Annotated in this window: 7 protein-coding genes; 1 reads left to right on the forward strand and 6 read right to left on the reverse strand. The window is 67.0% G+C overall.

Annotation, left to right across the window (positions count from 1 at the left end; genetic code table 11):
* Window positions 1-40 precede the first annotated feature (40 nt).
* The 6 genes from WMK75_RS12430 to WMK75_RS12455 all read right to left on the reverse strand — a co-directional run bounded on the left by WMK75_RS12430 (window position 41) and on the right by WMK75_RS12455 (window position 6,560).
* Entirely contained in the window at window positions 41-1,120 is a 1,080-nt protein-coding gene (locus WMK75_RS12430) for a YncE family protein (RefSeq protein ID WP_347267977.1), read from the reverse strand.
* A gap of 83 nt (window positions 1,121-1,203) precedes the next feature.
* Window positions 1,204-1,683, reverse strand: coding sequence for a DUF411 domain-containing protein (locus tag WMK75_RS12435; RefSeq protein ID WP_347267978.1), 480 nt, complete (start codon window positions 1,681-1,683; stop codon window positions 1,204-1,206).
* Window positions 1,684-1,711: 28 nt separating this feature from the next.
* Window positions 1,712-4,045, reverse strand: a complete 2,334-nt coding sequence (locus WMK75_RS12440; protein ID WP_347267979.1) for a heavy metal translocating P-type ATPase — start codon at window positions 4,043-4,045, stop codon at window positions 1,712-1,714.
* A gap of 67 nt (window positions 4,046-4,112) precedes the next feature.
* Complete coding sequence (locus tag WMK75_RS12445; protein ID WP_347267980.1) at window positions 4,113-4,499, reverse strand: DUF302 domain-containing protein; 387 nt, start codon at window positions 4,497-4,499, stop codon at window positions 4,113-4,115.
* 219 nt (window positions 4,500-4,718) lie between these two features.
* Window positions 4,719-6,209, reverse strand: coding sequence for a multicopper oxidase domain-containing protein (locus WMK75_RS12450; protein WP_347267981.1), 1,491 nt, complete (start codon window positions 6,207-6,209; stop codon window positions 4,719-4,721).
* A gap of 72 nt (window positions 6,210-6,281) precedes the next feature.
* Entirely contained in the window at window positions 6,282-6,560 is a 279-nt protein-coding gene (locus tag WMK75_RS12455) for a hypothetical protein (protein ID WP_347267982.1), read from the reverse strand.
* Between the two features lie 289 nt (window positions 6,561-6,849).
* On the opposite strand from WMK75_RS12455, the gene WMK75_RS12460 reads away from it, so the two are divergent.
* Window positions 6,850-7,221 (forward strand): cytochrome c, encoded by a 372-nt coding sequence (locus WMK75_RS12460; protein WP_347267985.1) that lies wholly within the window; start codon window positions 6,850-6,852, stop codon window positions 7,219-7,221.
* The last annotated feature ends 183 nt before the right edge of the window (window positions 7,222-7,404 follow it).

Consider the following 7,404-nt stretch of genomic DNA (forward strand, 5'->3'; position numbering starts at 1 on the left):
AATGCTTCAAGTCGGATTTGCACCCCATGGGGGCAGCCGATCACCGGGCCATATAGGTGACGCCATTCGGACCGGCGCCGACCTTGTGGGTCGCAACGACTTCGTTGCTGGCGGTGTCGATCACCGACAGCGTGCCGTCGTTGACGTTGGTGACGAAGGCCAGCGCGCCATCCGTGCTGACCACGACGCCATGCGCACCCATGCCCGCCTTCACCGTGGCGATGACAGCATTGCCTGCCACGTCGATCACCGAGACCTCATCGCTCGGGGCGGTTTCGGTGCCCTGGTTGGCGACGAAAACCTTGCCACCATCCGGCGTCGCGTAAAGCTGGATCGGGCCGTCGCCGACCGGGATGCGGGCGGTGACTTCGCGGGTGGCAAGGTCGATCACTGCCACCGCATCCTCGTCGCGCAGCGAGACATAGGCGCGGCTGCCGTCGGGCAGGAAGGCCACCTGCACCGGCGCCGCGCCAACGGGGATACGCGCGGCCTCGGCCAGCGTGGCGGTATCGAACAGGGAGACGTCGCCGCCCTCGACATTCGCCACCAGCAGATAGCGGCCGTCCGGCGACAGTCGCAAACCATGCGGATAGTCGCCGGCCGGGATCGGGGTCACGGCGCGGGTCGCCAGATCGACGACCGAGATGGTGTCGTCGCCGGCATTGCTGGCAAAGGCGCGCTTGCCTTCGCGGTCGGTGACGACATGGGCAGGATGACTGCCGATCTCGATCTCCACTGGCGCGGCATCCAGCGCCAGCGGATCGAGCACTAGCAGCCGGCCGGCATTGGCACTATCGCCGTGACCGCCGCCATCGCCGTGACCGGCTTCGACCGGGGAACCCACAAGCAGCAATTGCTTCATGTCCGGCGTGACCTGCACGTTATGGGGCGTAACCGGAAGCGGCACGGTTGTCACCTCGCCACTCGCCAGATCGACGCGGCTGACCGAGTTGCCATGCTCGTCGGCCGTGAAGACCTGGCCGGTCGTTGCGGCGGCCTGCTGCGCCAGCGCCATGCCCGGCACGCCAAGCAGGGCGGCCAGCGCCAGGGCAGCCAGACCCCGGCGGGATCTGGGCGCAAGCATCGCGGGTGCTGCGGAGAAAGGAGTGTGAAACGTCATGTCGGGTTTTCCTTTGGGGTTTCGAAGTCAGGGCCAGGCGTGATGATCGCCGGGCCGGAGGGGTGGAGAATCTGGAACGAGACTCAGGCGGCGGTGTAGCGGCTGAACACCGTGGTGCTGCCATCGCGGTGGATCAGGCGGACGTCATAGGCCTCGCGCTCGGTGTCAGGCCCCATGCCCGGCGATCCCCAGGGCATTCCGGGCACGGCGAGGCCGACCGCTTTGGGGCGCTGGTCGAGCAGGCGGCGGATGTCGGCCACTGGCACATGGCCCTCGATCAGATAGCCCTCGACCTGCGCCGTGTGGCAGGAGGTCATCGCCTCGGGGATGCCGTTCTCCATCTTGAAGCGCATCAGGGCCTCTGCGTCGGCAAGTTCGGTCGTCACCACGAACCCTTCGGCGGCGACGATCTCGATCCAGGCCGTGCAGCAGCCGCAACTCGGGTCCTTCAGCACATGGATCGCCGGTCCGGTGGCCTGCGCCACCGCCGGAAGGACGCCGGCGGCCAGCATCGCCGCCCCTGTGAGCAAGGCGGCGCGGCGCGAGAATACGTATCGGGTCATGATCTTTCCTTCCGGTTGTGTGGTCATGTCAGAGTCTCACCCGCCTGAGCCGCAGGGCATTGGCGATCACCGACACCGATGACAGGCTCATCGCCGCCGCGGCGATCATCGGCGACAGCAGCATTCCGGTCAGCGGATAGAGGACGCCCGCCGCGATCGGCACCCCGGCGGCGTTATAGACGAAGGCGAAGAACAGGTTTTCCTTGATGTTGCGCAGCGTCGCCCTGGCCAGACGCCGGGCACGCACCACGCCCATCAGATCGCCCCCCAGAAGCGTCATCCCGGCGCTTTCGACCGCGACATCGGCGCCGGTGCCCATGGCGATGCCGACATCGGCGGCGGCCAGCGCCGGGGCGTCGTTCACCCCGTCACCCGCCATGGCCACCACCGCGCCCTCATTGCGCAAGGTGTCGATCAGGATCTTCTTGTCCTCGGGCAGGACGCCGGCGCGCACCTCGTCGATGCCGAGCCTGGCCGCCACCGCCTCGGCGGTCGTGCGGTTGTCGCCGGTCGCCATGATCACGCGCAGGCCAAGTTCGTGCAGCGACCGGATCGCCTCGGCGGTCGTCGCCTTGATCGGATCGGCGACGGCGACGATACCGGCAAGGCGGCCGTCGATGGCGACAAACATCGCCGTCTTGCCGTCAGACCGCAGCCTGTCCGCGCTCGCCTCGGCATCAGTGGTGTCAAGGCCAAGCTCCGCCATCATCGCGGCATTGCCGAGCGCCGCCGTCTGCCCCCGGACTTTGCCGCGAACGCCCTTGCCGGTGACAGCTTCGAACTCCGCCGCCTCGTGCACCTCCGTTCCACGGGCCGCGGCGCCGTCGACGATGGCTTCGGCCAGCGGATGCTCGGACCCGCGTTCCAGCGCGGCTGCGACGGCGAGCAGGTCGCCTTCGGTCACGGCGCCGAACACCAGCACATCCGTCAGCTTCGGCCGCCCCTCGGTCAGGGTGCCGGTCTTGTCGACGATCAGCGTATCGACCGCCGCCATGCGCTCCAGCGCCTCGGCATCCTTGATCAGCACCCCCGCCTGCGCCCCGCGCCCCGCCGCCGTGGTGATCGAGATCGGCGTGGCGAGCCCCAGCGCGCAGGGGCAGGCGATGATGAGGACCGAGACCGCGGCGGCCACCGCGAAGACAAGTGCGGGGTCCGGCCCCCAGACCAGCCAGACACCAAAGGCGGCAATGGCGATGGCGACCACCGTCGGCACGAAGACGGCCGACACCCGGTCCGCCAGTCCCTGGATCGGCGCCCGCGAGCGGCGCGCGCCCGCGACCATCTCGACGATCTGCGCCAGAACCGTGTCGGCGCCGACGCGCCGCGCCTCGATCACGAGGCTGCCGTTCTTGTTGATCGTGCCGCCCGTCACCGCATCGCCGGGGGATTTCTCGACCGGCACCGCCTCGCCCGTCAGCATGCTTTCATCGACCGAGGATCGCCCCTCGATCACCTCGCCATCCACCGGAACGCTGTCGCCGGGGCGAACGCGCAGCCGGTCGCCCGCCATGACGTTTTCCAGGGGCGCGTCGTATTCGCTGCCGTCGTCCAAGACACGCCGCGCGGTCTTGGGCGCGAGGTCCATCAGCGCCCGGATCGCATCGCCGGTGCGTTCGCGCGCGCGCAGTTCCAGCACCTGCCCGACGAAGACCAGCGCCACGATCACCACCGCCGCCTCGAAATAGGTGCCGACCCCGTGGCCCATGCGGTATTCAGCAGGGAACAAGCCCGGCAGGAAGGTGGCGACGATGGAATAGAGATACGCCGCCCCGACGCCGAGCGAGATCAGCGTCCACATGTTGGGCGAGCGGTTGACGAAGGAGTCCCACCCTCGCCGGAAGAACGGCGCCGCCGCCCAGAGGATGATGGGCGTAGCGATGAGAAACTCGACAAAACTCGCCACCTGGTGCCCGATCCAGTCGCGCAGCGGCAGGCCGACCAGTTCGCCCATGGTCAGCGCGATCAGCGGAACCGAGGCCGCAAGGCTGATCCACATCCGCCGGGTGAAATCGGCCAGTTCGGGGTTGGGGCCGTCGGTCGGCAGCATCGGCTCCAGCGCCATGCCGCAGATCGGGCAGCTTCCCGGCGCGTCGCGCACAATCTGCGGATGCATCGGACAGGTCCATTGCGTGCCTGCGGGCGCCGCCGCCTTGCGCCCCTCGGCGCGGCCCTCGGCGTAGAACCACGGATCGCCCCTGAACGCTGTCTGGCACTTGTCCGAGCAGAAGTGGAAGGTCCGGCCCCGGAAATCCTCGCGCCTTGTCTCGGGCGTGATGGCGACCGTCATTCCGCAAACCGGGTCGTGGGCGGTCCCGGTCCCAGCGGGAAGATCCGGCGCCATGTGGTGATGGTCGTGTTCCATGAGGCTGGCCCCTTTCGATGATGAATGAGTGCAGGCCCCCGGCGCATTTCGGGGGCATGCAATGGTGTCAGATCGCCTCCATGGCCTTGGCCAGCATGTCCCGGACCTGTGCCGCGACCGCCTTCAGCCCGTCATTTTCCACCGCCTGCATCGAGGCGACCGGGTCGACGGCGCTGACTTCGATGCCGCCCGCGACCTCGCGCAGGATGACATTGCAGGGCAGCATGGCGCCGATCCGGGGCTCCAGCCCGATGGCCTGATGCGCCATGCCGGGATTGCAGGCGCCAAGGATGCGATAGCCCGGCATGTCGATGTCGAGCTTCTTCTTCATGGTCGCCTTGGCGTCGATTTCGGTGAGCACGCCGAAACCATGGGCGGCCAGCGCCTCGCGGGTGCGGGCCTCTACGGCATCAATGCTGGCGTCGGAGATGGTGCGATTGATCGTGTAGGACATGGAGTCTCTCCTTTCACTTGCGCAGGTATTTGATCAGGGCTGCGATGCCCAAGATGATAAGAGCAAGGATCAGGAGGCCGAACAGCCACCCGAACCCCATGCCAAATCCCATTCCGGTTCCGTTCATCATGGTACTTTCCTTCCGTTCCGGCGCGCGTGGCGCGGTGATGATTGGACGGGGGCGGAGCGCCGGTCTGCGGCGCCCATTGAGGCGCGATCTCAGGCCGAAATGGCGAATTCCGTCATCATACCGGTGGCCAGATGCGGCATGTGGTGGCAGTGCAGCATCCAGCGCGCCGCCTCGCCGGCATCGAGCGCCACTTCGACCATCGACATCGGCGGCACATGGATGGTATCACGCCGCGCGCCTGCGATCCGCCGGCCGTTCAGCCCGACGACCTGGAACACATGGCCGTGCAGGTGCATGGGGTGGGCCATCATCGACATGTTGTGGAACGACAGTACCACCCGCTCGCCCGACGTCGCAGCGATCGGCAGATGATCCCCCCAGACAGCGCCGTTGATCGTCCAGACATAGGGCTGCATCGAACCGCCGAGCATCAGGATCTGGCTGCGGTCCACAGCCCGGTCGGGCAGAGGATCGCGGGCGACCAGCCGCGCCTCCTGCGCCAGATCGGTGTCGAAGGCCGGGGCGGCGCTTTCGGCCATCGACTCGATGCGCCGGACCTCGGCGCCCCGCGTGGCGAGGATCAGGCCGGTGCGCTCGCGCGCGCCTTCGCGCAGCGCGAGGATCGGCCAGGCGCCACCCTCGGCCGGCAAGTCGATCTCGAGGTCCAGCCGCTGGCCCATGGCGAGGCCGAACCGCGTGCCCGAAAGCGGCTGCACGGGGTGCCCGTCCACCGCGATCAGCCGTGCCGGGGCCGCGCCGGTGTCGATCCAGAACACCGTGGCGGCGGCGGCGTTGATGACCCGCAGCCGGACGCGCCCGCCGCGCTCGACCTGCACCACCTCGGGGTCCGAGATCGTGCGGTCGTTGGCAAGATAGGCGTCCCAATCGTAGTCGTTCAGGTCCATGGCCATGCCACCCATGTCCATCATGCCGCCCATCGGCATGTTGCCCATGCCGCCGTGATTCATTCCCGGCATCATGCCCATGCCCTGCATGCCCGGCGTACCCGAACCGGCGCCATGACCCGCGCCGTGACCGGCGCCGGCACCCGCGCCGATCTCGGCCAGAACCTCCTCGGGCGATTTGAAGGAGAAGTCGTGCAGGAACAGCACGACCTCCTGCCGATCCGCGCGCAGGTCTTCGGGCGACCGGACGATCAGCGGCGCGGCAAGCAACTGCATCTCCTGGATCGGCACATGGCTGTGCATCCAGTAGGTGCCGGGCAGTGCCGCGAAGTCATAGGACCGGGTCTCGCCCGGCGAAAGCAGCGGCATCGGCAGGTCGGGCACGCCGTCCTGCGCATTGGGCGGGATCTGACCGTGCCAGTGGATGATCGTGGCCACGTCGAGATCATTGGTCAGATCGACCCGGAAGCGTTGGCCGGGATCAAGGGTTAGCCCCTGCCCATTGGGTCCGGCGAGGCCGAATACGGTGGCCGCGCGACCGCCGATGTCGAGCGTCCGGGTGGATGCGGTCAGCGCAAGGGGGCTCGCTTGTGCTAAGGCGGCACGGGGAAGGTGGGCGGATGCCAGCACGGCAGCGCCTGCGGCCAGAAAGCCGCGTCGGGTCAAGGTGTTCATATGCGTCTCCTCGGGACTTCAGTCCCGCGTTTCAGGCCCAATGCTGCGCCGCGGGCCGGTGCCCGGACGCCATCAGAGGAGACGAGTCTTGGGAGGTCGTTCGCTCAGCCCCGGGCTACGCCCGAGCGTTGCCATGTCGGCAGGCAGAACATGTGTCGTGGTGAAATGATCTTCAAACATATCGCCCGGCGTCGGGGCAATGTAGCTCAGCAGACCGGCACAGGCCGTCGCGCACTGGCCGGCATCACTGGCGCCGCAGTCGGATTTCTCCGCGCAGGCGGAATTGCCGGTATCCGCCTTGGCCATCATGTGGCTGGCATGGGCGGCAACAACCGTGTCATCCAGCGTCATGCGCGCCGCATGCGCTGTGGTCACCGCCGTGACAACGGCGAAGGACAGGACAGCAAGAAGGGCGACGACGCGGCGGAACATAAGTGCAAAAATAGGAGGTCCACCCGGAATTGTCCATTGTCGCCCTTGTCACAGGTCGAGTTCCGCCTGAACGATGTCGTGATAGACGCCGCGGATACGCGACTGCCCGGGGGCTGACCTGCACAGGATTGCAATGAAGCGATTGCTTTTCACGGGGCTTGTCGTTCTGGCGACTTCCGGACTCTGGCTGGCCTGGCAGTTGGGACGGATGATGACTTCCGACGCAGCATCCGTCGCAGCCATCGAAACCGGCCGCGCCCTTTACGCAGCCCATTGCGCCTCCTGCCATGGCACGCAACTGGAGGGTCAGCCGGACTGGCGCACGCCGCTTCCCTCGGGTCGGCTGCCTGCGCCACCGCACGATGCAAACGGCCACACATGGCATCATTCCGACGACCTCCTGTTCCGGATCGTCAAGGAGGGGACAGCAAGTGTCGTCGGCGGCGAATACGAGAGCGACATGCCCGGGTTCGAGGACGTGCTGAGCGATGCAGAAATCCGGGCAGTTCTTGCCTACCTCAAGAGCGCCTGGCCCGAGCGCGAACGGACCTACCAGGAGAGCGTGTCGCAGGCGGACTGAGCCTTTCCGGCTGAGTGACAGGTGATCGAGCAAGCGGATCACGCTTGGATTCTAGCATAGATTATAGCAAGACCAATAGCTTAGCTGGAGAAGGTTGTCTTTCAGGCCCATCCCCTCCGCCACTTTCAATTCGCGAACCCATGGCGAGGCCCCTGATAGGGCCTTTTTTCTTTGTGTTTCAAA

The sequence above is a fragment of the Paracoccus sp. (in: a-proteobacteria) genome (genome assembly GCF_039808215.1).
In the GTDB taxonomy this organism is placed as follows: Bacteria; Pseudomonadota; Alphaproteobacteria; order Rhodobacterales; family Rhodobacteraceae; genus Paracoccus.